At 58.6% G+C, this 24,184-nt stretch carries 23 protein-coding genes and 1 pseudogene; 13 read left to right on the top strand and 11 right to left on the bottom strand.

The window, feature by feature from the left end; translation table 11 throughout:
- The first annotated feature begins 97 nt into the window (after positions 1–97).
- The 3 genes from CMN27_RS04300 (at position 98) to CMN27_RS04290 (ending at position 2,948) form a co-directional block, all read left to right on the top strand.
- Positions 98–658 (top strand): winged helix-turn-helix domain-containing protein, encoded by a 561-nt coding sequence (locus tag CMN27_RS04300; RefSeq protein ID WP_293624197.1) that lies wholly within the window; start codon positions 98–100, stop codon positions 656–658.
- On the top strand, positions 655–1,974 hold the full coding sequence (locus CMN27_RS04295; protein ID WP_209064991.1) for a sensor histidine kinase: 1,320 nt from the start codon (positions 655–657) through the stop codon (positions 1,972–1,974). Before CMN27_RS04300 ends, CMN27_RS04295 begins: the two co-directional genes overlap by 4 nt.
- A 254-nt stretch (positions 1,975–2,228) precedes the next feature.
- Positions 2,229–2,948: an OBAP family protein gene (locus CMN27_RS04290; protein WP_353180950.1), complete on the top strand. Its 720-nt coding sequence runs from the start codon at positions 2,229–2,231 to the stop codon at positions 2,946–2,948.
- Between the two features lie 153 nt (positions 2,949–3,101).
- Here CMN27_RS04290 and CMN27_RS04285 read toward each other — a convergent pair whose 3' ends face one another.
- The 4 genes from CMN27_RS04285 to CMN27_RS04270 are packed head-to-tail and all read right to left on the bottom strand — an operon-like array spanning position 3,102 to position 5,953.
- Positions 3,102–3,728, bottom strand: coding sequence for a class I SAM-dependent methyltransferase (locus CMN27_RS04285; protein WP_293624192.1), 627 nt, complete (start codon positions 3,726–3,728; stop codon positions 3,102–3,104).
- A gap of 9 nt (positions 3,729–3,737) precedes the next feature.
- On the bottom strand, positions 3,738–4,184 hold the full coding sequence (locus CMN27_RS04280) for a sulfur transferase domain-containing protein (protein ID WP_293624190.1): 447 nt from the start codon (positions 4,182–4,184) through the stop codon (positions 3,738–3,740).
- Positions 4,185–4,215: 31 nt separating this feature from the next.
- Positions 4,216–5,298: a c-type cytochrome gene (locus tag CMN27_RS04275; protein ID WP_293624188.1), complete on the bottom strand. Its 1,083-nt coding sequence runs from the start codon at positions 5,296–5,298 to the stop codon at positions 4,216–4,218.
- Positions 5,291–5,953: a c-type cytochrome gene (locus tag CMN27_RS04270; RefSeq protein WP_293624186.1), complete on the bottom strand. Its 663-nt coding sequence runs from the start codon at positions 5,951–5,953 to the stop codon at positions 5,291–5,293. Before CMN27_RS04270 ends, CMN27_RS04275 begins: the two co-directional genes overlap by 8 nt.
- Positions 5,954–6,073: 120 nt before the next feature.
- Between CMN27_RS04270 and CMN27_RS04265 the strand changes: the two genes are divergently transcribed.
- The 5 genes from CMN27_RS04265 to CMN27_RS04245 all read left to right on the top strand — a co-directional run bounded on the left by CMN27_RS04265 (position 6,074) and on the right by CMN27_RS04245 (position 9,595).
- On the top strand, positions 6,074–6,895 hold the full coding sequence (locus CMN27_RS04265) for a sulfite exporter TauE/SafE family protein (RefSeq protein WP_209064986.1): 822 nt from the start codon (positions 6,074–6,076) through the stop codon (positions 6,893–6,895).
- Between the two features lie 141 nt (positions 6,896–7,036).
- A complete protein-coding gene (locus CMN27_RS04260) occupies positions 7,037–7,336 on the top strand; it encodes a hypothetical protein (RefSeq protein WP_293624184.1) in 300 nt (99 codons plus the stop codon).
- Between the two features lie 196 nt (positions 7,337–7,532).
- Complete coding sequence (locus CMN27_RS04255; protein ID WP_293624182.1) at positions 7,533–7,973, top strand: DUF2383 domain-containing protein; 441 nt, start codon at positions 7,533–7,535, stop codon at positions 7,971–7,973.
- 57 nt (positions 7,974–8,030) lie between these two features.
- Positions 8,031–8,855, top strand: coding sequence for a manganese catalase family protein (locus CMN27_RS04250; RefSeq protein WP_293624180.1), 825 nt, complete (start codon positions 8,031–8,033; stop codon positions 8,853–8,855).
- Positions 8,856–8,962: 107 nt separating this feature from the next.
- Complete coding sequence (locus CMN27_RS04245) at positions 8,963–9,595, top strand: hypothetical protein (RefSeq protein ID WP_293624178.1); 633 nt, start codon at positions 8,963–8,965, stop codon at positions 9,593–9,595.
- A 28-nt stretch (positions 9,596–9,623) separates the two neighbouring features.
- Here CMN27_RS04245 and CMN27_RS04240 read toward each other — a convergent pair whose 3' ends face one another.
- From CMN27_RS04240 to CMN27_RS04220, 5 genes are all read right to left on the bottom strand, one after another.
- On the bottom strand, positions 9,624–10,007 hold the full coding sequence (locus tag CMN27_RS04240; protein WP_293624176.1) for a response regulator: 384 nt from the start codon (positions 10,005–10,007) through the stop codon (positions 9,624–9,626).
- Between the two features lie 407 nt (positions 10,008–10,414).
- Positions 10,415–11,008 carry an RES family NAD+ phosphorylase gene (locus CMN27_RS04235; RefSeq protein WP_293624174.1) on the bottom strand — a complete coding sequence of 198 codons (594 nt, stop codon included), beginning with the start codon at positions 11,006–11,008 and terminating at the stop codon, positions 10,415–10,417.
- Positions 11,008–11,982 carry a hypothetical protein gene (locus CMN27_RS04230; protein WP_293624172.1) on the bottom strand — a complete coding sequence of 325 codons (975 nt, stop codon included), beginning with the start codon at positions 11,980–11,982 and terminating at the stop codon, positions 11,008–11,010. Before CMN27_RS04230 ends, CMN27_RS04235 begins: the two co-directional genes overlap by 1 nt.
- 489 nt (positions 11,983–12,471) lie before the next feature.
- Positions 12,472–13,401: a hypothetical protein gene (locus tag CMN27_RS04225; RefSeq protein ID WP_293624170.1), complete on the bottom strand. Its 930-nt coding sequence runs from the start codon at positions 13,399–13,401 to the stop codon at positions 12,472–12,474.
- 596 nt (positions 13,402–13,997) lie between these two features.
- On the bottom strand, positions 13,998–14,720 hold the full coding sequence (locus CMN27_RS04220) for a hypothetical protein (RefSeq protein WP_293624168.1): 723 nt from the start codon (positions 14,718–14,720) through the stop codon (positions 13,998–14,000).
- 1,678 nt (positions 14,721–16,398) lie between these two features.
- Here CMN27_RS04220 and CMN27_RS04215 point away from each other — a divergent pair.
- Entirely contained in the window at positions 16,399–17,178 is a 780-nt protein-coding gene (locus CMN27_RS04215; protein WP_293624166.1) for a replication initiation protein, read from the top strand.
- A gap of 420 nt (positions 17,179–17,598) precedes the next feature.
- On the opposite strand, the gene CMN27_RS04210 is transcribed toward CMN27_RS04215, so the two are convergent.
- Positions 17,599–18,349 (bottom strand): IS5 family transposase gene (locus CMN27_RS04210; protein ID WP_293624165.1). Its coding sequence is split into 2 segments (ribosomal slippage): positions 17,599–18,042 and positions 18,044–18,349, totalling 750 coding nucleotides; the frame shifts between segments, so codons are not numbered across the junction.
- A 95-nt stretch (positions 18,350–18,444) separates the two neighbouring features.
- Between CMN27_RS04210 and CMN27_RS04205 the strand changes: the two are divergent.
- From CMN27_RS04205 to CMN27_RS04195, 3 genes and pseudogenes are all read left to right on the top strand, one after another.
- Positions 18,445–19,590 (top strand): annotated as a pseudogene (locus CMN27_RS04205) (IS3 family transposase); the annotation flags it as partial.
- 1,014 nt (positions 19,591–20,604) lie between these two features.
- Positions 20,605–21,600, top strand: coding sequence for an alpha/beta hydrolase (locus tag CMN27_RS04200; RefSeq protein WP_293624164.1), 996 nt, complete (start codon positions 20,605–20,607; stop codon positions 21,598–21,600).
- Between the two features lie 107 nt (positions 21,601–21,707).
- On the top strand, positions 21,708–21,965 hold the full coding sequence (locus CMN27_RS04195; protein WP_293624163.1) for a hypothetical protein: 258 nt from the start codon (positions 21,708–21,710) through the stop codon (positions 21,963–21,965).
- Positions 21,966–22,082: 117 nt separating this feature from the next.
- Here CMN27_RS04195 and CMN27_RS04190 read toward each other — a convergent pair whose 3' ends face one another.
- On the bottom strand, positions 22,083–22,505 hold the full coding sequence (locus CMN27_RS04190) for a hypothetical protein (protein WP_293624162.1): 423 nt from the start codon (positions 22,503–22,505) through the stop codon (positions 22,083–22,085).
- Between the two features lie 301 nt (positions 22,506–22,806).
- On the opposite strand from CMN27_RS04190, the gene CMN27_RS04185 reads away from it, so the two are divergent.
- Positions 22,807–24,003, top strand: coding sequence for a Fic family protein (locus CMN27_RS04185; protein WP_293624161.1), 1,197 nt, complete (start codon positions 22,807–22,809; stop codon positions 24,001–24,003).
- The last annotated feature ends 181 nt before the right edge of the window (positions 24,004–24,184 follow it).

The raw sequence follows: 24,184 nt of genomic DNA, 5'->3' as shown, positions 1-24,184 counted from the left end.
TGATGGCATCCAATTCATCGACGGAATAGACGAGCGACAACTCAGCAGGAAAGCCGCCTAGCTTCTTTCCTCATACACCAGATTTGACAGTAACTCGGTGGCGAGCGATATCGCCATACTCGATCTCGGTTTGCCGGATATGGACGGCGTCGCGTTATTAAGGGATTGGCGCAAGCGCGGTGTCGCGCTCCCAGTGCTAGTCCTGACAGCGCGTGATGGTCTCGCGGATCGTGTGAGCGGGCTGCAAGCGGGGGCAGATGATTATTTACTGAAGCCCTTCGATCTCGATGAACTTATCGCGAGAGTACAGGCGCTGCTAAGGCGGGCAGGGGGCCACGCCGGACCGATTGTCGAGCATGGTCCAATCACTCTCGATCCCACGACGCAAACAGTGTATTGCGAGGAGCGGGAGGTTGAACTCACCCGCCGCGAATATGCGCTTCTGTCCAAGCTTCTGCATGCCCGGCGATCAATTCTCACAGCTGAGCAACTTAAGGACGCCCTCTACGGTATTGAGGCCGAGGTCGAAAGTAATGCGATCAACGTCCATATCTATCATCTGCGGCGAAAGCTAGGCGCTGGCCTCGTGCGCACGGTGCGGGGCTTGGGTTATCGATTGGGTAACGCTTCGGACATCGGTAAGCGGAGCACGCCTTGAGTTTACGCTGGCGTCTTTTATTAACACTGGGCCTGTCCTTTGCGGCGCTGTGGGGGCTCGTTGCCGTCTGGCTATATAGCGACTTGCAAGATCAGGTGCGCGATACATTGGACCAGCGTCTGGCTGCTTCCGCCCGGATGGTGGCGGGCCTGGTCGCCCAGTTGCCCGACTCGGCCTGGCAAAATACGGGCGACCCTGTTCTTTCGGTACCGAGCAGCGCTGGCGTAGCGTGTCAGATCAATGCGCCGAGCGGACGCGTTCTGATGCGCACCCACGGCCAATTCGACGATGGCCTCGAGTCGCCGGCACCCGGTTTCACCGACCGCGATATCGACGGCGAACGCTGGCGCTTGTTCACCTACGTTCAGAACGGCGTGCATATCACGACCGCTGACCGACTCGTCGAGCGTAGCGCCCTCCAACGCAACGTGATCGCGGTCGCAGCTGTGCCGTTTGCCGTAGCACTGCTCGGCAGCCTGGTAGTGCTCTGGTTCGGTATAAGACGCGGACTCCGCCCGCTCGAGCGTTTGCGTGGCGAACTGTCCCGACGAGCGCCGGATACACTCATACCAGTCGAAATCGACGATGCGCCTAAAGAGCTCCGACCTGCGGTCGATACGCTCAACCAGCTGCTCGTCCGAACCGGCGAGACGCTCGCCCGCGAACAGCGTTTCACCAGCGATGCCGCACACGAACTGCGCACTCCGCTGACAGCAATCAAGACCCATGTTCAGCTTGCCAAACGGCTCGACGGAAATGAGGCGTACGCCGCGCTCGCACAGGCCGAGGCGGGTATCGCGCGGCTGCAGCGCACGCTCGAGCAATTGTTACTGCTCGCACGGGTCGAGGCTGGCGAGTCGCATTTCGATATGGCGCAGGCGACAAGTTCGGCGATCGCAACCGCAGCGTTGGCTGATCTGCCGAACGGCGGACGCGTCGGGATTCATGAGAATGGTGTGGCGATACCCGTTGCGGTGCCCAAGGCGCTCGCCACTGCCGCTCTGCGCAATCTGCTCGATAACGCGCTGCGGCATACGCGAGCCGATCGTGAGGTCTCGCTGGCTATTGAAGTCAAAGCGGCGCGCGTGACGTTCGTCGTTTGCGATCAGGGTGATTGGCCTGCCGATCGTGACACGCAACCCCTGACCCAGCGCTTCTGGCGTGGCGAGGCGTCGCGCGCGGGCGCCGGCAGCGGTTTGGGACTAACCATTGCTGCCGCGATTGCCCAGCGCTTTGCCGGCGAGCTCGCCTTCGAGCCACGTCCCGGCGGCGGCTTGGCGGTGCGTCTTTCCTGGCCCCGAGCGGCACCGTCTTAGACGTGACCGGCCGATGACGCAAGCCGATGTCCTCACCAAATGCATCGTATATCGAGAACCGATCTAGTCGTTCAAAGTGGCGTCTCAGAATAGGAGGCGCAGGGTTTTCCCGGATACAGTCCTTAACGGCAAGACCTTATGTTGGGTCTGCGTAACATAGAGGCATCTAGGAGATAGTAGTGAGGAATTCGGCATTGCCTGACGTGGTGGGCGTTGCGGCGCTGAGCACGATTTTACTGGCCGGTTGCACAGGTATGGGACGTACTGGGCCCGCTGCGGAAGTCGATGGCAGTCCCGACAGCATGAAAACGAACGTGCTCGAGGCCGGTGCAGACGCGTTACAGACCGATGCGCCGACGGATCAACTCGATATTTATCTGGTCGGGTTCCACCCGATGAAGAACAAACCAGAAGAGCAGTTTGAGGCGCATCACTTTTGCCAGCAGGTGAACGAAGATTTCGCACAATGCTCGCTCTATGACGGTAATACGTCCCACGCGAACATGACGGGTATCGAATACATAATTTCCGAAAAACTGTTCAAGCGGCTACCGGAGAAGGAAAAGCAGTACTGGCATCCGCATAACGGTGAAATTCTTTCGGGCCAGCTTGTCGCGCCCAATCTTCCCGAAGCGGCTGACCACGAGCTGATGAAGGAGAAGATGAACAGCTACGGCAAAACCTGGCATACCTGGAATACAACACGTAGTGCTGAAGGAAAGGTGCGATTACCCTTAGGCGAACCGTCTCTGGCGTGGTCGTTCAACCGCTTCGGTGAGCCCAAACCTGGGTTGGTCGAGGATCGTGATAAGCGAATGAATATCGATACGGCCGACCGTCGGCGGAATCGGCAGGATCTGCTGCCTTTGGCGAAACCGCAGCAGGGCGTGGATGTGCTCAAAGGGCAGTTTCCGCGAGGCACCCAGGCGATTCCGGGTGTCGAAGATAAGTCGTCAAACGTGCAATCGCAGTGAATGCATGCAGATCGAGAGCCTGGGGCTGAGCCTCAGGCCCTCGATCATTTTCGAGTGCCGGTCGAAGCCTTACGGTTAGGGAGCGGAGACTTTATTCCCGTGCAGCGCGTGACCTCGTATCGCCAAGGCGCAATGTTTGCATCCAAATAGAACTCATTTGGCGGGGTTTTTACTGGCAAGGCCACGGAAGTGCCAAGTGAGTGGTTTCGGGCCCTGGATATAGCCGGAGTCGAGCGTGTCTATGGAAAAGCCTGCGTCGGTAAGTAACTCGGGTACGTTGCGATCCAGGTGACAACCGCCTGCAATATGCCGCCACGCCGGCGTAAGGCGCTGCTGCCAACGCGCCACTTTCGCCTCCGGCGAGCGGCCGTGTTCGCAGAACAGCATCGTGCCGTTCGGTTTGAGCACGCGGCGCATTTCGCGCAGGGCTAAGGACGGATCGGGAATACTACACAGACTATAAGTCACTAGCACGGTGTCGAAATGGTCGTCTTCGGCCGGTATCTGTTCGGCGCTAACGGCCATTAGCGATACGGATAGGCGCGTTTCGGACAGCCGTCGCCGCGCACGCGGATGCATTTCAGCCGCGGGATCAAGCCCGACGATCGTATCCACGTTCGCTGGGTTGTAGTGGGGCAGGTTACGGCCGGTCCCGATACCGATTTCGAGCACACGCCCGCGCGCCTGAGGAACCAGACGCGCGCGTTCACGCTCTACGGCAGGCAGGCCGCACGCGCAATCAAGCACGTGCGGCAGGATATAGCGGTTGTACAGACCCATACGGCAGACTCACTCGAGTTTCTTTTGTATCGCGGCGAACAGGGGCGACTCGGGGTTTAGGCCCGCATCCAAGCCGACCTGAAGCGCTTCGTCCGCGTTTTTACCCTGAAGGTAGCGTGCACGATAGGCCATAAGCCCGCCCACGCGGTTCGAGCTCCCGCAATGCACGATTGCCGGGCGCTGATCCTCTGCGAGTGCTGCGTCAAGCGTGCGCGCACTCGCGTCGTTGATGTCCTCGGGGCCGGCGACAGGAATATGAACGTAATGCATTCCTGCATCGGCTATCAGCGCGGCTTCATCGAACTCATCGAATTCGCCGGCGGGCCGCAGATTGACGACGGTTCGCACACCGCCAGCCAACGCTTCTTTCAGCTGTGCCGCTGACGGCTGGCCGGCTGCGACCACGTTGTTCTCAAGCGGGTGGGCATTGGCTATGTTCGAAGCGTAATCGGTCATGGGGTCTCCTTCGGTTCGAATGCGCGATTGGTCACGGCTGGTTCACCTTGGCGGCCGTTCCCGAGGGTGGGGCATCTTGACCGAGCACGACGCCGTTCACGGTCTGGCCGTACATCGAGTGCTCGCCGTGATATTGCTCCGCGGTCTCGCTGACCGATCCGGTGAAACGCGGATCCTGCGGGCGCTCTTGGCTATCGATAAATCGGGCCACATCCCAAGCCTGTTGATCGGATAGCGTCGCCGCGCCCAGCGGCATGTTGGCCTTGATGAAACCGGCGGCGGTGTTCACGCGATGCATGCCCGCGCCCCAGTTGTAGGAGCGCGGTCCCCACAGAGGCGGAAACGCCAGACTGCCGTCCGCCGCTCGCTGACCTTGCCCGTCCCTGCCATGACACAGGGCGCAGTGGTCGGCGAACACCTGTTTGCCGCGTGTGAAGCTTGGTGGCTGTTCGGGGGCCTCGAGTTCGGGATAGCCGCGCCCCGGGAGATTCTTGGCAACCGGCGCGCCGCTGGCCAGCCAATAGGCATAGGACTCGAGCGCGACGAGCACCTCGTCACCGCGCGGCGGCGGTGTGCCGTTCATGCTGTAGCGAAAACAGCCTTGGATACGCTCGGCGAAATCGTTGACGTGCTTGTTCTTGCCACGATACGCGGGGTACATCGCCCACGCCGCCCAGAGCGGCGCGGAATCCGGCCGACGGCCTTCGTCTAGATGGCAATTGGCACATTGCAGGTCGTTACCGACGAATTGATCGGCGTGCTGCTGCGTGTCGGTGAAGATGTCGCGGCCTTTACGAACCATGGCGCCGAACTCGTCGTCCGGGATCTCGCTGCGTGTGGGTGGGGCAAAATCGTCAGCCGCACTCGCAGCGCCGGGCTGCGCCGCGCCCGGAAGCGGTTCGCTTCTCTCGGACGCCGCGTTACCCGATACAGCCACGTCCTCAGATTTCGTGGCGCTCTCTGTCGTGTCGCCTCTAGCTGCGGGAGCGGCGTTCGCAGTTTTTGCCTGTGCTGGCGTCGGCGCGCTCTGATCCCGCGTGCCAACCCAGAAAATAACTGCGGCGAGCATGGCAAACGACACCGCGACCGTTAAAAGCGGAATACGATTACTCATGATCTAGCCCCTTGGCGGGTGCCGGTGATTGCGCAGCGAAGTATTGGGCGACTGGCTTGATATCCGATTCGTCCAACTTAGCGGCGATCGACGCCATCAAACCCATGGGCCCGCCGGGTCGCTTGCCATTGCGCCAGGCCCGCAACTGACCTTCGAGATAAGCTGCTGGTTGGCCGGCGAGGGCGGGGAAGTGCTCGCCCACACCCACACCCGCCGGGCCATGGCATTGGACACACGCGGGAATATCGTTCGCCCAACGGCCATGTTCCGCGAGCTCGGCGCCAGTATCGGGTGGGTTATCCGATTGTCCTTTGCTTGCCTGCGCGCCTTCTGCGGAAAGCTGACTGTAATAGGTGGCCATCGCGCTTCGCTGGTCCGTGGACAACGCACTAGCAATCGGCTGCATGACCGCATTCTCGCGCGCGCCGCTGGCGAAGGCGTCGAGCTGCGCCTCGAGATAGGGCGCGCCGAGCCCGGCAAGGCGGGGAAAGCCGGCGGCCGCATTGCCTTCGCCATGCGCGCCATGGCAGCTACTACAGGGCGCGACGTTCTCGCCGAGGCCTTGATTCGCTATATCGCTTGGACTTGCCTGTACCCAAGGCGAGACCGATAGAAGCCACACAAGCGCAGAAAGGGTGCATTTACGTATTGCCATTGTTAGAGCCTCCGCTTGGACCATTACATCGTACCCCTACACGTATCTGTATACTACCGAGGCATAAAGATAGAGCAATTAGTTCTATCGGAATTGATATCCAGATGGTGGATGAGCGCCATGAGTGTGATTTTCGGAGTTCTGGTAGGCCTTGCCCTTGGCCTGACAGGCGGAGGCGGTTCGATTTTCGCAGTGCCGCTATTGATTTACGGCCTCGGCGAACCGGCGCAGGCTGCGATAGCGGTATCGCTCGGCGCAGTCGCAATTACCGCGGCGTTTGGCGCAGCAGAATCTTATTGGCGGGGCTTAATCGAGCTCAGGGCAGGACTCATCTTTGCAGTGGCAGGAGTTGCGACTGCGCCCGTCGGGGTCTATCTGGGCGATCTAGTTGACGAAGCTACGATTACGGCGCTATTCGCTGGCGTGATGATCCTCGTGGCTACAAGGATGTTTCGAAGCGCGCGCCGTGCGGGTGATGACTCGAAAGTCGTACGGGCGAGGCCGGCCGCCGACGCTCATGACGACCCGGGCACCGTTTGTCACTACAGCCGCGATGGCCAACTCCGGCTGAACGCGCCATGTAGCGCAGCGCTTGTAGCCGTCGGAGTTCTCGTCGGTGTCCTCTCCGGCTTTTTCGGCGTGGGTGGCGGCTTTCTAATCGTACCGGCGCTTATCATGATCACCGAAATGGGAATTCACAGAGCCGTCGCAACTTCCCTTTTGGTGATTACGCTTATTGGGTTATCCGGACTCACATCAGCGGTTTTTTCCGGTCGTGATATCGACTGGGCACTGACCGGCTTATTCATACTCGGTGGTGTTTTGGGGATGATCGGGGGCCGTACGTTGTCACGCTATATCGCTGGCCCGTCGCTACAGCTGGTTTTTTCGATCGCCATGCTGCTCACTGCCGGCTACATGATATTCAAAACGTTCTCGTAATTGAGGAATCACACTGACCAATGGCCGCATGCGGCCAGAAGCGGACGTTCCACTCGTCCTTGCGAGGAGGACGAACTACTGCCAATAGTATTTTATGAAGGCCGAACTGCCTACAGACCTGAAACGAGACCGAGACTAAGAATGAAAAGACGCGTGTTGATAAGACGATTCTTAATGGTCTTAACGGGAGTATCAGTAATCGGTTGGCTCGTATTCGTTAAAGGCACCAACGAAACTACATTCCTTGATGCCGTTGGTTTAATGGTAGGTGTGCTGTTCGGCATTTTCCAAGTTAGTGGATTTGTCTTGAAACTAGATATCTCTGCCGGGTTAGCCGGAGTCATTGGCGATAATGAATCAACACTCGTTCGCTTTGTATTCGCGACCCTAGGCGGAGCTGCGCTAACTTCGTGCCTCTATCTCATGTTCACCAACTTCTAAAAACTATTAAGCGGTCGGATGCGTCCGCTTCGGGTCGATCCCGGCCGTTAGCAGAGACCGCGGCCGACCACCGGCCGCTCTTAGCGCTACTCCAAGACTGCACCCCCGGCAATCTACTGACCGTAGGAATCCCAATATTCGAACCCTGAACTCGCGCGCATCGTAAGCGGCTCCATTTCGCTGCAACGGTAAGCGCATGGTTACTTTGGTCGGTCATGAAGGCAATCTCACCGATCTGCTTTGGAATTTGATTCGGCTCGATTACGACGCGATCGACGCATACGACGCGGCGATTGAGCGACTCGAGGACACGCGGGCACAAGAAGCCCTCGCGTCTTTCCGCAAGGATCACGAACGCCACATAAGCGATTTGACACCTCATCTACGCGATATGCGCGGCGACGTGCCTACGGGTAGCGGCCCGAAGAGCCTGTTGACTCAAGGCAAGGTGAAGTTCGCCAACATCGGCGGCGATTCCGCGATTCTCACGGCCATGGCAACGAACGAGGTGGAAACCGAATCGGCCTATCGTACGGCCAGTGCACGTACCGATATCGACGATCGACTCCGCGCCAAGCTCGAGAAGGCCATGGCAGACGAGGCGCGTCACAAGCAGTGGATGAAAGAGCGCGCGTAGCACCTCACGCGTCACTTTCGCTGTGCAACTCTTCCTTTCAAATACCGAGGACTCACTATGTTCCGTCACTCCTCCAAGCTTCAGTACCCGGTCAAGGTGGACAAGCCCGACCCACAGTTCGCCATGCTGCTCCAGCAGGCGATCGGCGGTGTCGAAGGCGAGATCCGCGTGGCCATGCAGTATTTCTTCCAGGCCATGGGTGCCCGCGGCGACGACCGCATCCGCGACCTGCTGATGTCGACCGCCACCGAAGAGCTCTCGCATATCGAGATGCTCGGCCATGCGGTCGCACTCAATCTGGAAGGCGCGCCGCTGTCCTACCAGGAAGAATCCGCCAAGGACCCGGTCATCAACGCCATTCTCGGCGGCATGAACCCGCGGCATCTGCTGTCTTCAGGTTTGTCGGCGATGCCGGTCAACGCCAACGGCGTGCCCTTCGACATGAGCCATGTCTATGCCACCGGCAATATCGGTGCCGACATGATGTGCAACGTGGCAGCCGAGGCCGGCGGCCGGGTGCTCGCCTCGCGGCTCTACAACTGGACGGACGACAAGGGCATGAAGGACTTCCTGTCGTTCCTGATTGCCCGGGATACCTATCACCAGCAGCAGTGGCTGGCGATCATCGAGGAGCTCGGCGGCATGGAAGAACAGTTGCCGATCCCGAACTCGACGCCGGACGATCACGAAGCCAAGGAGCATTCCTACTATTACCTGAACACCCTGCTGGACAAGCAGGCGCCGGAAGGCCGCTGGAGCCAGGGGCCGTCGCTGGATGGGCGTAGCGAATACTCGATGAAGCAGGAGCCCGAGCCGCTGGGTCAGGAACCCTCGCTCGGCAAGGCGCGCGAAGGCGCGCGTGCCCAAAAGGAACAGATGTAGTTCCAGTACGACAGGCTGCCGCGCCGGCTACCGCTGGCGCGGCAGCTTTTTTATGCTTAATTCGCCGGCGTTTGCGCCGGCGATCAGCCTGACGATTGCGATCCCCCATGTGGCAATGGATTAACCAGAACGCGCAAGCGCTATCCTTCTTTGCCAGCGTCGGTACGCTCGGCGTGTGGCTGTTCTATGCGCACCTGCTTTATGCGGGTTTTCGTCGCCAGCGCCAGGCACGAATCCTGATCAATCAGGGGTGGGGGCAACAGGTCGATTCGGTGTGCCTGATCAGCAACATGAGTCAGGAGCCGATCTATATTCACAGCATCAATCTGACTATTCGTGCCAGCGATAACGAATATACTGAGTCGGTGACCGACTTCGACAATGCGAAGCCGAAAGATAGTGAGGACCGGCCGCAGGAAATTACCCGGCAGGGCCCGCTACGTCCGGGCGAGCAGATCAATCTCGGCACCTTCCGCTCGTTGCTTCGCCAGACGGCAGAGCGACACAAGGAATTGAGCGCCGACGAGTCGCAGCTGCTACGGGACCTCGATGTGAACAACTTCAAGGTAACCGCTATCGCCAGTTATGGCCCGGAAGGCGGGGTTATAGGCGCGCAACGCAAATTCTTGGTAAGCGGCGATGAGAACCAGCTACTGCGTCCGGCTGCAATCAGCACGAAGCGAATGGCCAAACGTAAGGCACGGAAAAAACTGCGAGCCTGGCTGGAAAATGAACTTTAAAAGCGCGGCCTTGCAGAATCTGCAGACGCTACACGCCGGAAGCAGAGCCTTGCGCTAGCGGCTTGGCCGCGAGAATACCCATTAGATGCATGGGGTCATATGGTTTCTCCAGCACGCCGCGAGCGCCCATTCTTAGCGCGGTCGTTGCGCGCTCGTCAGCCGCACGGCTGGTGAGGAACACGACATCCGCGTCGCTCGCAATGTCACACACCCCATTGAGCACATCTAGGCCGTCAAGTTGCGGTAGATGGTCGCCAATCAGAACCCAGCCACAGGGCGCTTTTATAAATTTGCGGAGAAAAGCTGTTGCGTCCCAATAACTTTTAACGTTGTAGCCAGCTGAATTAAGCAATCCTTCGATGGAGTCGCGCACCCCTTGATCAGTCTCGACCAGCCACACCGTATGGGACATCCGAATACTCCAAAACTTAGGGCACGCAATCTGAATGGGTAAGCATCACAAATATATGCGCTCGCACCTTGTTTCAAGTCCCTCCACATCAAACTGGCGCTATCGGCGCTAGATAATGCGTTTACTGTGTAGTCTGGCCTGCGTGGCCGGCACGCCGAGGCCGTAATGTCGCTTGATCAAAACGTGTTTCACTCGGCGGGCCTTGGATGGGGGTCACGATGCCTACGGCGGCGGGCGACCAATAGAGCAAATGACCGCTTTGGGTCGCAAACGGCCATGAGCGGACTGCGCTTACCCCGATCCGTAGACACTCGTGCCCTTCACAAAGAGGCCTGCCCGAAGGCCTCGGGATTGACCCCAGCATCAATTTAGTGGTGTGCGTTGAAATGCAAGTCTGCGCGATCACGTCAGTCGTAGATCGTAATTTTGTAGGCCTTGAGCAGATCCAGCACCTCCAGATGGGAGGTGAGCTTGTTCATGGAAACACACGTCAGTTTGGATAAAGCGTGCGGGTATACCGCGATGTTATTGCGAAACGAATGCCACGACGGATAGAGGACGCCGTCGATCACGGGCGTCGCCTGATACGCGTGCTCCGATAGTTCTTGGCTGAGTGCATAGCTTTTGCTGTCGTGAAGTGCTTCCAGGCTGTAACCAAGGCGATTGAGTCGCGGCCCGGTGATGTCGAGCAGGTTCAACGCCGCCGTCGTTTTGATCCCGAACAACACATGATCTCGCAACGTCTGCCGATGGATCCGCATGTTCGGGTGCGCCGAGCGCTGTCGGATCAGGGTCTCAGCCATCGCGGTTTCGAGATCGATAGCCATATAGACCACGCCGAAGGCGGCTTCGCGCCCCTGCGGCGTCGTCACTTCGGGGCCTGAAAAGCGGCTTGGCGCGAGACCGTAGGACAGCGGTGTGTCCTTGTGGGCGATGGGGCTGATGCGACGATAGGACGCTTCGGTAATATTGAATGGTCTGACGAAGCCAGACAGGTCCATCAGCTGAACGCACCCTCATCGTCGCGCGCGAGTGCCGCGTACACAGCGTCAACGTCGCCTTCGCGCAGGCACGTCAATGGCGTGCGATTGGCCAAGTCATAGCGCTCGTTGGTCAACCAAAGCCAGGCCTGCCAGCCATTGCCGTGCTGTACAACGACCGCATCCAGACCCTTGAGCCAGCGTAGACCGCCGGGTGTATTGGCGAACTGCGTCAACGGATAGACGAGCGGGCCGACTTCGCGCGTCAGGCCGATAATCTGCTTTCGGTTGTACCGATTGCGGATGGTCTGACGCGAGGTTTCCAGAAGCTCGGCCATCTTGGTCGCCCCAAGCATTTCGCCGCCCGCGGTCAGGTGGGCAGGAGGCGCCGTGGTCATACTATCCAGATACGCTTCGGCTTGCTCTTCGGTCAGCAGCGTGAGCTCGTCCTCGGCGTCGTCGCTGTGGGTTGGCTCCGACTTCGGGTAGCCGACCTGGACGTTCCCCATAGCGAGACGGGCGAGCGGCCAATCATGGCTTTTCACCGGGTCGAGCATGTCTCGCCACAGGGTCTGAAACGTCGACGCGGGCAGTTCGACATGGCCCGACTTCATATCCATCAGGAACACGACGCTATAACTGTCACTGTCGACGGGCCCGACACGGACGCCCTCCGAGGTATCCACGATTTGCACATCAGCCCCCACGCGCAGCGGGGTTATTTCGCCGCGCCAATCGCCGGGCCACCATTTAACGTGAGGGGTACGCGGATGGGCCGACGCGATCGCGCCGTCCGTGCCGGCCGCGCGCAGTTCGAGCAGTTTCTGGGTGAACTCAATCACGGCGCGCTGGGCGGTCTCGCCCAGGTCGTTCGCGGCCGTGTTGAGCAACGCCCGAACCTGAGCTGTCAGATCCGATTCATGGACGTTCATGACGGCGCCCTCCGTGGCATGTCGATGAATCAGGATTGTCCTCTGACCGCCCAAAAACGTCAAAGGCGGAAAACCCGGAATCTAGGGAAACCGCCCGGCCGCCTAAAGCTATACCATCCGTACACCCCAAAGTGGTCCCACCGGCGCTGCGGGCCGGCAGTGGAGGGCATCCCTTATCTGGAGGTATAACTGGCTCACGTGCCAGACGACCACGCTGTGCGGTTCATCCGGCACGTGCGCGTACGGCCGGCCAAAAGCGGACGCTGCTATCAAGCAATGGTCTTGGACGGACTCGGGATAGGAGCGCTACTTTTACGCTGAGTCCAAACTCACCCAAATGCCTAGCGGCATACCGTAACCGCGTATCGCAACGCGAACGTCGGCGCTGTGCCGTTAGAGAGGGGTGTTAATCGGCTGGCGCATTAAAGGTGGGCGAGGCCCTTGTACTCGACGCCTATTCGAAAAGTGGAGCTCAAAGCCGGGGAGGTTGTTGGGCAGGGCAACTAATAGAAGCCCCTGCCCGTTGATTGGCGAAAGAGCCTGTCGACAGATTTAGTTTGTAATCGACGCAGCGCGCGCGAGAAGCGTTCCACTCGTCGAACGAATCAACTTAGGCTCACCGGCGTGTGGCTCCCACGATGCTAGGTGATCCACGTCATGGATGAGATCGGAATGCGCCTGCATTAGGGACATTTGATGCGGGTTGGTCAGGGTGGCCAGCTGGGGCGCGAGGATGGCGCAGAAGCTCGCCCGTCGGTTTTCGTGCGTTTCCCAAGCCAATAGCTCCTCACCCAGCAACTCGAGCGTGTGATTTTGCGCAGCCATGCCGCCGTGTTCTTGAGAGGCACTGCTGGATTTAGTATGCATACCGCCAACATCCCTGAGCAGGGCCGCGACAATTAATGCCTCGCGATCTTCGAGGCTCGGCGATATCTCCGTCATTGCTTCGACTTTCTCTGCGCGAGCGACACTCGCAACAAGAAGGCTACCGGTGCGCGCGGTCACGCCCTCGTATCGATTTGGCTCGCTCACAAAGTTCGCTGTAACGCTTAGGTTCGCCATGATTCGGTTACACAGCATGCGCATCGAATTGTCGCTTAGTCGATCTAGTAGCGCTGTCAGTCGTGAGAAAGCGCAGCGGCACGTCTGTGGTACTAGTGGCAGAGGTATTAGCTCCCAACTCGGACGCTCTGAATAGTTGATTCGATGACAGCTCTGGATGCGGATATGGCCCGCGCTATCGTCCAAGTGTTCAATTTGCCCTGTTACAGCGACAAGCGCGCCTTTTCGTAGTTGATCTCGTAAGTCGGGGTGCTCACGGGTGAGAGCGATGCAACTGCGGTGGCCGGTGCAGTCTGACACCGTGAATTGCAATTCACCGTCGAGCTCTCGCATGGCATTTTTTTGAGGGTCACCGATAAGACGATAAGTCCCGTCTACTGTGGCGCCATCTTCGAAAGGAATTTCATTCAGATTAGACATACAATTTCGTAACACTGGGTTTGGGTTTGAGTGTCCGTACAGGACACAATCGACGCTAACCCGAGGTCGTTGGAACGCAAGGCCAATTCAATCTCGCCGGCGATGGGGCATCGCCGGCAGAAAAATAGAGCGGGTTGAGGTCGGAAATACGTTTGGAATCGACAGCGATTGGGAATCGCTCTCCCGCTACTAAGTGCCTGGACGCGTCTATTGCCGCGTCAAAAAGAGAGCACTACCGCTCTAATCCAGCGTAAAAGCACGATAGTGGTAACGCCGGTGTCTACGGGATCGAAACGCGTCCCAAGTACGGGCCCTATGTTGCGAAGACTGAACAGATTGATCCTCCAATGCGAGCGAATCTGTGCTGCATGCTTGCCGACTGGTTTCTATTACGTGACGAGCGCGCCACAAAGGGCGAAACGCGGTATCGTCGTCGAAGCCAGGGTCTTAGGACGCGAGCGTGTAGATCGCTGATCCCGACGGGCTCACGTCGCGATCACGCCATCCCGATAGGAGAGCTTTAGCGCAATGAAGTGCATCTCGCTCGACGATTTTAAGCACCGTGCGGTCTCTGCACGCTGGCGGCGTTTGTTACGTCAGCAGAATGCGCCGTCGTCATCTCGAGCTATGGCGGCGCGCACATAACCTACGTCGCCTGCACGTAGACATGCCAGTGCTGTGCGGCTATGCAAATCGCGACGTTCGTGGATCAACCATAGCCACGCTGACCACCCATTGCCATGTCGCGCGACCACAGCATCGAGGCCTTCTGGCCAGCGTAGCCCGCTTGGCGTATCGATAAACTGGGTCAGAGGATAGACGATCGACCCGACTTCCCGCGTAAGTCCAATTATCTGGTTGCGGTCGTACTGGTAGCGCACAGCCTGAGGCGTGGTATGTAGGCGTTTAGCCACATCGACTGCCCCAAGCATCTCGTCGCCGGCGGTCAAGTAAGCGGGCGGGGGCTCGGCGTAGCTTGCCAGGTACGCTTCACCTTCTTCGTCGGACATCGGCTCAAGTACCTCACGGTCATCGATCTCGTCGCTCTCAGTGCCGTCCGCGGAACGCGGTCTGCGAAACGTATCTTCGGCGAGTTCAACATGACCCGACCGCAAATCTACGTGTAGCAGCAGCGAGTCGCTCTCGCATAAAGACTTGTTAGGGGCATCGGTGGCACGTTTTGCTCGAGTAGCGCCGATATCGCGTAACAGGGCTGCGGCCTCGACGACCGCGCGTTTGCCGGCCGGACCGAGCTGGCCGTATATAGCCTTGAGCCGTTCATATATCGGGTCGACTGAGGCGGAGTCGTGGCTGCTCATGGCGCGGGGAAAGGGCTGAAGTACGATTAGTTTCCGCTCATAGCCCGGTCACGTCAAAAAGCGTGTCGCACACGCGATCCGTATATCCGTTTGGAAACGACGACTTATACCATCCCCACACCCGTCAATTGCCACCGGCCCTGCGGGCCGGCCGTCGGTACCGCCTTTTCTTGTCCGAGCTGGCCATTTGCCTGACTCGTCCTGTAACGATCCTGGTACTGGGGCGTCGTTAGTTCGGTGGCAGATTCCGCAAAAAGCGCGATGGATGAGCGGGTCCCTTTATCAGGTGAGGAATAGGGCAACAACAGGAAGATTACAGGGGAGGCCCGACCGGGAAAGAACAGAGGTCAACACCCGGTGGCCGCGAGGTTTAGGGGTATGTGGATGGTATAAAAATCGGCCGGCGCGATTTGTAGGCTGGCGTGAGTACGCGCCAACCAGTTCCCCTATCGCCGCCTCGGTGTCCCAAGTCATGTTCACTGTAACGGCGACTGGCGGCAATTCAGTGGAATGTGCGCTCGGCTGAGCTGGTCCCGAATGCCGCTTTGTTACCGAGCTCAATATCCGCCAATAAGGGCGAAAGGTGTACGAAAAGACGCACCCGTACACCTCGCCTGAAATGCTTTCAATATCGTGGCGGGTAGCCGCAGATTTATAAATTAGCGCGATCCCCGAAAGAAGAAACAATGACTCAGCGGCCATACTCGCCGGCAGGTGAGAGAATTAGCGCGATTTCAGGCTCTTTGATGGTCACAGTCGAGGGCAGGTGTATGAAAAGACGCGTCCATACACCTCACCGAGTCATTTCTGGCATGGCGCTCGGCCCAAGGCGGTGAAAGGATTGGCGCTTTTTTACCGGACGAATGTTCACAGCGACCGCTGCGAGAGGTGTACGAGAAGACGCTCCGGACACCTTCACGCAATGGAGCGCGGTCCGTGGGAGCACGGTCTGGCCCGTTTTGTTTCGGATTTTAAACATTCGATCAATGACATAGGGAGCAGGTATATAGAAAGAAGCACCGATGTGCCTCGCTTAACTAGCGCCGCGGCACTGCGCACAATGCCAAGAGCGAGAACGAGGGTTGCGACGGATCTCTGCCGGGCTCACAGCGACAGGCGTGCACTCGAGCCTTCTTGTCGGCTTCGCAATCGCGCGATTCTTTTTACCTGAAATTACATAACTTATTAATCGCACTAAAGAAGCAGAGCCCTAAATAGGGGAACTGCTTGCTAGGAAAGAAGAAAGCAGCGGCTGATGCTCGGACGCTACGCTTACGACAAAAAGACATAGGCCGTGAGTCGTCGTGGTCGATGGGGTGGTTTGGAGCGCTCCCAAGCGGGGGCTGATAGCGCAAAAACCCATCGCCTGCGGCATTCCAAGCCTCTGATGAGCCATCGTTTACAGGTATTAGCACCGGGACGTTGAAAAGCAGGTGAAAGAATTAGCGCGTTTTTCAGCGACTTTCGAGCTGGCTGAAGACAAGACAAGACGCTGTATTGCGGCAAATGGCGCAAGGCACCGGAAAAGCAGGTGAAAGGATTAGCGCGATTTGGCCTATTTATTCACCGGAATACGACCTGAAATCGGCTTGACACATGCGCCTTGATAGCTCGGTATACAAGCAACGAAGCCGCTCTGAACCTGCCGGATTTCCCGCAAGAAGCACTCACTGACGCTATGAAGGCACAGCAGAAAATGTTCGGGGCTGAGTTGGCGGAGGGCCACGACAGCCGTAGCCAGCCGCGTGCGAGCATCCTGCAGAAGCGCGTTAACGCCGTTCACTGGTCGGCACCGTTCACGCTCAAGGAACGGCAATGCGCCAACGTGCTCCTTGAAAACGCGATGAGCGAAGAAGCCGGTCATGAGTCGGTGGACTCGTTCAAGAAGCGGCGCGAGTACCGTATCTATCTGCCGGACTTAGTCGAAGCCCTGTTCGGTAACCGTGGCAATCGCGACCGGATCAAGCGGACTCTGGACGGCCTGCTCAACAAGCGTGTGGATTGGGCAGTCACGGGTCGAAATGCGTCCAAGGAGTGGGGTGCAAGCACCTGGCTTGGTGGCTACGTGGTCCGCGACCGGTACCTCTACTACTCGTATTCGCCTCAACTGGTCGATGCGATCTTGGAGCCGCAGCTCTATGCCCGGCTCAACGTCAGCATCCAGAACCGCATCCGGTCGAACCACACGCAGTGTCTTTACGAGAACTGTGCTCGCTATCGAGACCCTGGCGCGACACGCGTCTGGACGATCGATGAGTTCAGACGTCTTATGCGACTGCTCGACCGTCGATCCTACAAGGACTTCAAGAACCTAAACCGTGCGGTGATCAAACCCGCGGTCAAGGAGATCAACGAGCAGACCGAACTGTTCGTGAAGCTCGTTACCAAGCAGCAAGGCAACGCTGTTATCGGTCTGTACTTCGAGATTTCGGAGAACGCGGCATACGACGGGCCATAGCTGCCGACTGTGAGTCCTCGGACCGCGAACTTTGCCTCGGATATGTTCGAGGGGTTCTACCCTGTTTCCGCTTGCCGTCACGTGGTCGAGCACGCAACACCTGCTTATAGGGGCCGGCTTGATGAGTTCGTCGATCGGCACGACCTGTCCATCGCGCACGCCGCGCAGCATTTCAGCCCAGCTTCGATAGGGACGCCAGCACGGTGTACGCGCGCGCCAGCGCAGGGGCGCGCAACCGGACACGAAGTCGGCAGCCGCCTAGCCGTAGTCGTTGCGCAGGATCTGCGACAACCAGCGCTCCCGGCCGGAGAGCGTCCGAGTCCAGCAACAAATCAGGTTCTCACCTGTTAATGCGGACACTTCAAAGAAGGCTCATCGTGGGCCGTAAAAAGGAGTGTTATGCTAGGGCGTGTTGCCGTTTCACATGGGTAGCCATAGGAGCACGCAGGCGATGGCGACCACGCCTTCGTAGTGTTTTTTCAGTTTATCGAAGCGGCAAGCCAGCGCTCGGTATTGTTTTAATCGAGCAAACGCGTTTTCTACGAGATGCCGATCACGATACGCGCCTCGGTCCAAATAATCGTTGCCCTGAACCGAGTTGCGCTTTCTCGGAATCACGCATTGACTGTCTTGGGCCTCGATCTGCTCTCGGATGCGCAAGCTGTCATATCCCTTATCTCCGACGATCGCCTGTGCATCCGTCAATTGGGCAATCAGTACCGGCGCCACGACGCTGTCATGGACCTGACCGCCGGTGATTCTGAACTCGACCGGTAAGCCATAGGCATCGACCGCCAGATGCAGCTTGGTCGTCAGACCCGCTCGGCTTTTGCCAATGGCTTGCGGGTCCGGACCGACCGCCCCCCGCGCTGTGTTGATGGGCTTTGGCATAGGTGCCGTCGATAAATGCCCATTCCAGATCAGGGTCGGTGATCAGCGCGTTGGCAATCCGCCACCACTTCCCGCTCTGAGACCAGGCGCGGAAGCGTTTGTAGACCGCGTTCCAAGCGCCAAAGACCTCGGGCAGGTCGCGCCAAGGGCAACCTGTACGCATTCGGTAGAGCATGCCTTCAACCGTCAGACGTAAATCCGATTTGTCGTAGATCGATTCGGCAAGCAAAATACGTTTGAGCTTGGACCAATGCTCATCTGTGAGTATTTGTCGGGCCATCGCAGGCTCGTCGTTGTGTTGCTGGTAACACCACAATACGAGCCTGCCTTTCCTACAATCAATAACTTAGCGCAAAACGGCAACACGCCCTAGGCAAGAAGTACAGTGCCGAGTTCAAGGCAGAGGCCGTCGAACTCGTGCGATCGTCACCAAGCAGTGCGAGCGCGGTCGCCCGCGATCTCGGGCTCAGCCCGACGATGCTCAACCGCTGGTGCCGCGAGGCCCAGCGTTCGTCGAAGCCGGTATTTCAGGGCAGCGGCACGCTGCGTGATCAGGAGCTGGCCCGCCTTAAGCGCGAGCTCGCACAGGTCAAGAAGGAGCGCGAGTTTTTGCGCGACGCGGCAACGTACTTCGCCAAGGAATCGTCGTGAGGTACGCGACGATCCAGCGTTGTCGCTCGGAATATCCCGCCGAGTTGATGTGCCGCTGCCTCAAGGTCTCGACTAGTGGCTTCTATGCGTCGGCGAATCGATCGCCCAGTCGCCAGGCTCGCGCCAATGCGCGGCCAACGGAGAAGATCCACACACTACATCGCGACAGTGATGGCGTGTTCGGTGCGCCGCGGATCACCGAGACGCTGCAGTTCGAGGGCGAGACCGTCAGCCGCAATCGGGTGGCTCGACTCATGGCCGCGAGCGGCCTCCAGGGTATCCCGCAACGGCGGCGCTGACGGGCCAAGCCTTCCGGCGATCGGCCGACGCATGTACGTAATCACCTCGAGCGCGACTTCGTCGCGCTCGAACCCAACACGAAATGGGGGGCCGACATCACCTATATCCGAACCGCTGAAGCTTGGTTATACCTGTGCGTCGTTGTCGACATCTATAACAAGGCCGTGGTCGGCTGGTCGATGAGTTCTCGTCAGACCGGGATCTCGTACTCAAAGCCGTGCTGATGGCGCTTTGGCAGCGCGAGACGCGCGACGAGCCGGTCGTATTGCATGCGATCGAGGTACGCAATTTACCAGCGACGACTACCAACGCTTTCTACGCGGCAACAACATGATCTGCAGCATGAGCGCGGTCGGTCACTGCGGCGACAATGCCGCGGCCGAAGGCTTCTTCGGCATGCTCAAGCGAGAGCGCGTGAACCGGCGCCGTTAACAGACGTTGGCCGAAGCCCGAACCGATGTCTTCGATTACATCGAGCGCTTCCATAATCCGCGTATCCGACAGCGCATGGCTGCTGAAGATCAAAAGTATCCGTTAACCTTTTCTCAACCGTCCGCCGAAACGGGGTAGAACCCCAGGGCACGGCCGCGGTCGTGGTCGGCTTACTGCTGGCCGCATGCAAGGCCAAGGGCGAATTCAGCCAGAAGGTGTATGAAAAGACGCACCTGGGCACCGTGAGATAGAGATCGGTCTAGGAACAGGTGTACGAAAAGACGCACCCGTACACCCGTCACCGCGCATTGATTAGTGCAGGATGCCGAAGCCCTTTCATGCCGGGCTATAGGCAGCTCTACTCAGGCCGAGGTGTACGAAAAGACGCACCCATACACCTCCGCGCTCAGCTTGCTAGGTGTACGAAAAGACGCAGCGGCGAATGGCACCAAACCCATGCGGTGTATAAAAGACGCACCGGGACACTGAGATGCACGGCCCAGAGGTGTACGAAAAGACGTCCCGTACACCTGAGACCAACACCTACAAGGTGTACGAAAAGACGCTCATAGAGGGCAATGCATCAGTCGCGGCCGTCCATCAGCGCCTGAAAAGATCGAAAGGTGTATGAAAAGACGCACCGTACACCTGGCTTCATCTCTCAAATGTGCACGAAAAGACGCAGCAATGAGCACAAGCCGGGCGGGGTGTTCTGGTCTAGCGCCCAGGCAAATGGGTGAGGTGTATGAAAAGACGCACCCGATACATTCGGCTTACCTCTACTCCCTTTGCCTCGTAAACGAATCGAGGTGCGCAGGCCCTTTTTCTTCCACCCGGCTCGGGTGAAAGAGACACATCGCTCAGATACGGTGGGCGCATCTGTAATTACAAGCGGGGCTAACTTCTCGCGAGGCAACGAATGCAGATGACACGCCCAGCCTCAATGCCGACTATCACCCGGAACCACGGTGTACTCGATGCCGTAGTGACCGTGTCGCCGAGCTTCAACGAACCCGCTGGCAGCGCGTTCAAGGTGACCGGGTATGGCTTTGTTGCTTTGACTGCGGCAAACGATTTCCTTGGCCCGAGGCACACGCCTAAGTCCACAATAGCCATGTTGGTTTTCCGAATCGACACAACAGTTGAGCTGCTGTGAATCTCCTCACCACATGCGTGGCATTGGTCATCGCCTGCACCTGCTTGAGCGCCTGTTCGAGCCAACGGGCAGACGATCCGCCGCAGGGTCTGGATTTCGATGAGTTGCCACGGCCCGCCGATGTCGCCTTGCCCGAGCGCGAGACCTACACTGCCCGCGATGGCGCGCGACTTCATTACCGGAAGTATTCGGCTAATTCGCGTACATGGCTGATCCTTATTCATGGGTCTGCGACCGATAGCGTCTACCTTTACCCGCTCGCACAGTCGCTGGCCGAGTCCGCCGCCGCGAATGTCATCACGCCCGATCTCCGAGGACACGGGCCGTCGCCTGATGTCCGGGGTGATATCGACTATATCGATCAACTCGAGGACGATCTGGCCGACCTGATCGCACATCTGCGTGACAGAGCTGCACGCGGCGGCGAGATCGTGGTGGGTGGGCATTCGTCCGGCGCCGGCCTGGCGCTGCGCTTTGGCGGCAGTGTGTACGGCGATCGCGCCGCGGGCTATCTGCTTCTGGCGCCTTACCTCGGCCATGACGCGCCCACCACGCGCTCACATTCGGGCGGCTGGGCGCAGCCCAACCTGACCCGGATCATACCGATCGCGATGGCCAATACCGCGGGGATTCGCTGGTTTAACGGGGTGGGCGTATTGCGGTTCAATATGCCGCCGGCACAGCGGACCGGCCGCGAAACGCTGTCGTATTCGTATCGACTGATGAAGGGCTTTGGCCCGGCCGACTACGCTAGCGACTTCGCTGCCATCGATGCGCCTGTGTTGTTGCTGGCCGGATCAGACGACGAGGCGTTTCGATCGCGCCGCTACAAGCCAGCGATCGAACCACACAACGCAGCGGTTGACGTTGATATCGTGCAGGGCGCCTCGCACCTCGGCCTGGTCGCTAGTGATGAGGCGGCAGAGCGAGCCGCGCATTGGCTGGCGGAGCCGGGCAGCCTAAACGATGACGAAGAAGACTCACGTAGGTGAGTACATATTTATAGAGAAGAGGGGGAATGATGCCTTTGACCAAATGTGACGACTGCGGCCACGACGTATCGACGCGCGTCAGTGCGTGCCCAGCCTGTGGTGGGCCAATGGACAATGCATCGTCCGTTCAGGCCAGCAACAGCGCCGGGAACAAGGGAAAGGACGGGAGCTACGTCACCACTCAGATGACCGCGAAGTCGCTGAAACTGCAGCAGGTCGCCGCCATATTGCTGCTGATTTTCGGCCTATCGATGGTCTTTACATCGCCCGAGGGCAACAGCCCCGCGATTGGGGGGCTCTGCACATTGGGTGGCCTGGTTTGGTTGATCGGCGTGCGGATCGCGACATGGTGGCGGCACGGCTAGACCGGTGCACCGTGCTCGATAAAATCATCGTTCATTGGGGTGATCGGCTTTCGTAGCCGATTCACCTTAACGGCTGCCTCGTTCTCGCTGACGAGCGCGCGGCCGATAAGGCCACTATCAGGCCTCACCCGAGCCGGTATCGTCAGATCGCCCGGTCTTTGCCTTCAGCTCTAGCCCGCGCTTGATGACGTAGACCACTAGCGCGACGACGAAGAACACCAGTAGCAGCCAAGCGATGCTCGATAACGTGCCAATGAGCGTGCGGTAGACCTCGAGAATCCATCGGTCCGAGGTGAGGGCCAGTGCCTCGGTTTCTCGCAACTGTGGCGTGATATAGCGCTCGATCTGGCTGATCCGAACGCCACCGGACACGCCCACCACGCAGATCGCGAAGTGCAGATAGCGGCGCCAGGAATGGGCCATCGTGCCTGGCGTGATCAGGTTCATGATGCCGGCGATCGAGCCGTTGAACAGGCCGCTCACGGCGAGACTGGTGCCCAGTGACAGCAAGAAGGTGACGACAAGTAGGGTGATGAACATAGGAGACGCTGAGCTACGGCGGCTATTTAGACTTGATCCTACGTCACTGCGAAGTGCTTATGCGTCGAGTATTTGGCTCATTTTCGCGGAGATCTGTGCGCGGTGCTCGCGGATCCGTGCGGCGTATGTCAGCGGCATTGAAACCGGCACGACTTGGCCGTGATAACAATAAAGCGAATCACGAAGGGGATAATAAAAGGCCTAAGTTCAGCATCCTGTGTCGTAAGGGTGAGTAAGTTTTGCGGCAAAATAACCGGCACAGTTCTGTCATAATCCTTGAAACATCGCGTCATATAAACCAATGACTGATCTAACGTATGGCCTCGCGCCGTGGATGCCGTCTGATCCGTCTCGTGAGCTCGCAGGAAAGGCATACCAACTGGCGCAACGATCCGCGGCGTTGGGTGGTTTGCCGCCTGCGACCCGAATTGCCTTGCAAGACATGCTTCGGACGGTCAACACCTACTATTCGAACTTGATCGAGGGTCAGAGCACTCATCCGGTTGAGGTCGATCGTGCGGTACGTGCCGGTGAACAAACACACACGCCGGGCGTGATGATTTCACTTGCGTTGCAAGAGGCGCAGCAGACTGTCGCTGCGCGCGCTGAAGCCAGCCATCACGAAAATCCCACCGATATCGAATTCATTCGCAGAATCCACCAGCTGATCTTCGAAAAGGTGCCTGAGACTGATCGGCTTGTTCGCAACGGCCCGAATGATGCCCCCGTTGTCGTTGAACCTGGCGCGCTGCGGACGACCGATGTGCAAGTCGGAAGGCATGTCGCTATCGGCCACGGCGATCTGGAAGCGGCGCTACATGCCTTTTCTGACGCCTATCGCCCCGACGGGCCGAGCTTGCGCGGCGACCAAGGTTTGATAGCTGCTGCGGCTGCGCACCATCGTCTGGCCTTCTTGCACCCCTTCGTTGACGGTAACGGTCGCGTTGCGCGACTGTTCAGCGGTCTACACATTGACCGTGTGCTTGAGCAACCTGCGATCTGGAGTCTTTCACGCGGTCTTGCTCGTGCCCGACAGACCTACTATAGCCGCTTGGGGGATGCGGATGCGCCGCGACAGGGCGATCATGATGGGCGCGGCCCGCGTAGCGAACGCGCACTTTACGCCTTCTGTGATTTCTTCCTGAACGCTTGCGTGGACCAGGTTGACTATATGGCCGATGTGCTCAGCATCGACGGCTATAAGCGGCGTGTCGAGTATCTGGTTCGTCAGGCCAGTGAACAAGCGCTTCCAGGCGTGCCCAAGCTCGACCGCGGCGCGGAAGGCGTGCTTAAAGCCGTGTTCATCGAGGGCGAATTGACCCGAGCAGAAGCAGGCCAACGGTCCGGATACAAAGAGCGGATGGGCAGACAGGTCGTAAGCGAGCTGCTAAAGGAGGGCTTGCTCGTCAGCTCGAATCAACGCGGCCCCGTTCGACCGAGATTTCCGGCCACCTACCTTGATTATCTGTTCCCGAAAATGGCCGGGCCATCGAACTAACCAAACATTGCGAGTTGGGATCGGCGAATTTCGCCGAGATCTTCGCAAACGTCACGCGTTACTTCACGGGGAACGGCTGTTATCGGCCAAAAGCAGACGCTCACGGAGCTTCCGAACTCACTAATGCGCTGTTATCGCAAACACATCGACATGACACGCCTTCGGGATTCGAACCGTTTTC

Origin of the sequence: Salinisphaera sp. (assembly GCF_002729955.1) — a bacterium.
In the GTDB taxonomy this organism is placed as follows: Bacteria; Pseudomonadota; Gammaproteobacteria; order Nevskiales; family Salinisphaeraceae; genus Salinisphaera.
The sequence above is the reverse complement of the archived record's forward strand: the minus strand, read 5'-3'. Positions and strand labels throughout refer to the sequence as shown.

Excerpts from the sequence above, each read along its gene's own strand:
- CMN27_RS04290 (WP_353180950.1), top strand. The coding sequence starts at position 2,229 with ATGGGACGTACTGGGCCCGCTGCGGAAGTCGATGGCAGTCCCGACAGC.
- CMN27_RS04285 (WP_293624192.1), bottom strand. The coding sequence starts at position 3,728 with ATGGGTCTGTACAACCGCTATATCCTGCCGCACGTGCTTGATTGCGCG.
- CMN27_RS04280 (WP_293624190.1), bottom strand. The coding sequence starts at position 4,184 with ATGACCGATTACGCTTCGAACATAGCCAATGCCCACCCGCTTGAGAAC.
- CMN27_RS04275 (WP_293624188.1), bottom strand. The coding sequence starts at position 5,298 with ATGAGTAATCGTATTCCGCTTTTAACGGTCGCGGTGTCGTTTGCCATG.
- CMN27_RS04270 (WP_293624186.1), bottom strand. The coding sequence starts at position 5,953 with ATGGCAATACGTAAATGCACCCTTTCTGCGCTTGTGTGGCTTCTATCG.
- CMN27_RS04265 (WP_209064986.1), top strand. The coding sequence starts at position 6,074 with ATGAGTGTGATTTTCGGAGTTCTGGTAGGCCTTGCCCTTGGCCTGACA.
- CMN27_RS04260 (WP_293624184.1), top strand. The coding sequence starts at position 7,037 with ATGAAAAGACGCGTGTTGATAAGACGATTCTTAATGGTCTTAACGGGA.
- CMN27_RS04255 (WP_293624182.1), top strand. The coding sequence starts at position 7,533 with ATGGTTACTTTGGTCGGTCATGAAGGCAATCTCACCGATCTGCTTTGG.
- CMN27_RS04250 (WP_293624180.1), top strand. The coding sequence starts at position 8,031 with ATGTTCCGTCACTCCTCCAAGCTTCAGTACCCGGTCAAGGTGGACAAG.
- CMN27_RS04245 (WP_293624178.1), top strand. The coding sequence starts at position 8,963 with ATGTGGCAATGGATTAACCAGAACGCGCAAGCGCTATCCTTCTTTGCC.
- CMN27_RS04240 (WP_293624176.1), bottom strand. The coding sequence starts at position 10,007 with ATGTCCCATACGGTGTGGCTGGTCGAGACTGATCAAGGGGTGCGCGAC.
- CMN27_RS04235 (WP_293624174.1), bottom strand. The coding sequence starts at position 11,008 with ATGGACCTGTCTGGCTTCGTCAGACCATTCAATATTACCGAAGCGTCC.
- CMN27_RS04225 (WP_293624170.1), bottom strand. The coding sequence starts at position 13,401 with ATGTCTAATCTGAATGAAATTCCTTTCGAAGATGGCGCCACAGTAGAC.
- CMN27_RS04220 (WP_293624168.1), bottom strand. The coding sequence starts at position 14,720 with ATGAGCAGCCACGACTCCGCCTCAGTCGACCCGATATATGAACGGCTC.
- CMN27_RS04215 (WP_293624166.1), top strand. The coding sequence starts at position 16,399 with ATGAAGGCACAGCAGAAAATGTTCGGGGCTGAGTTGGCGGAGGGCCAC.
- CMN27_RS04195 (WP_293624163.1), top strand. The coding sequence starts at position 21,708 with ATGGACAATGCATCGTCCGTTCAGGCCAGCAACAGCGCCGGGAACAAG.
- CMN27_RS04190 (WP_293624162.1), bottom strand. The coding sequence starts at position 22,505 with ATGTTCATCACCCTACTTGTCGTCACCTTCTTGCTGTCACTGGGCACC.
- CMN27_RS04185 (WP_293624161.1), top strand. The coding sequence starts at position 22,807 with ATGACTGATCTAACGTATGGCCTCGCGCCGTGGATGCCGTCTGATCCG.